We start from the raw sequence: 1066 nt of genomic DNA, 5'->3' as shown, positions 1-1066 counted from the left end.
TAGTTGGTTTAGTAACCGCAGGTATGACAGCTGCGATTGTAACGGGTGTTGCTGTAGGTGGAAGCTACTTGTTATTTAAATAAGATGAATTAAACAAAACTTAAGGAAATATGCCTATGCTAAGAACGAATAAGCAAATTTATAAATTCAAAAAGCAAACAAAATAGCCTGTCTATTCAATTAAATAGACAGGCTATTTTGTTTGCTTTTTTCTAACGTATAAGAGCAAATTTGAAAAAGCATGTGAGATGATTCTCTGCGCAATTCTTTTATCATTGTTAATTTTAAATACACGGATGCGATTTCGTAAGGTGTCACGTTAACTAAACTGTGGACGTTCTGTTTTTAAGCAAAAGAGTTATCTCACTTCCATAAAGTAAAGCTTAACCTTCATTCGCTTTAAAACCCGATATAAAAATTGAAAAAGCAGCATATGCTAGGTTACAAAACACACAAAATAGTGTACAAAATATTGATGATTTTTAGAACGTGTTGACCTTTACACTCTGATAAATACTCAAACACATAACATACATTTTTAGTTTAAATAGGGAATGTAACCATGAGCGATAAACCAGAACAAACAGAAGAAAATAAAAAATCGACCATAGTAAAAGCAACGTTAATAGGCTTTGTTGTGGGTGTGGGGTTTATGCTAACAGCCGTGTTTGTAAACTTTGCAATGCGTTAATAAACAAAAAACATAAAAGCAACCTCACGCCACATAGCAATAACACATCACTGGCACTCACAACCTCCGTGGCTGACGAGCATGCTTGAATGAACCTAAAACTAACTACGTTTAGCGCAGTTATAAAACGCAACAAGGTGCTTTAGAGCACCTTTTTATTGTGACTTACCTTTTGAAAAAGTATCGCAACATAGCAACTCTCCTTCAATTCAAAATCATTCATCACTTAATAAAACCAAATATCACCGCGATTAGCCAAACATCACAAAGCGAAGGAATACCATTTTCAATCGCCTATTATTTAACTCAAGCAACACGCTTTACTCACACTTAAATAGGAAATTGAACAATGAATACATCAAACGCAATCGAGAT

1 protein-coding gene is annotated in these 1066 nt (G+C 34.2%); it reads left to right on the top strand.

Annotated elements, in window-relative coordinates:
* Positions 1-562 precede the first annotated feature (562 nt).
* The gene (locus AN214_RS23230; protein ID WP_268795525.1) at positions 563-691 is read left to right on the top strand and encodes a hypothetical protein; all 129 of its coding nucleotides are present in this window, start codon (positions 563-565) and stop codon (positions 689-691) included.
* Positions 692-1066: the final 375 nt, after the last annotated feature.

This window comes from Pseudoalteromonas sp. P1-9 (assembly GCF_001399975.1).
Lineage (GTDB): Bacteria > Pseudomonadota > Gammaproteobacteria > Enterobacterales > Alteromonadaceae > Pseudoalteromonas.
This window is presented reverse-complemented; position numbering and strand designations above follow the sequence as displayed.

Excerpts from the sequence above, each read along its gene's own strand:
- AN214_RS23230 (WP_268795525.1), top strand. The coding sequence starts at position 563 with ATGAGCGATAAACCAGAACAAACAGAAGAAAATAAAAAATCGACCATA.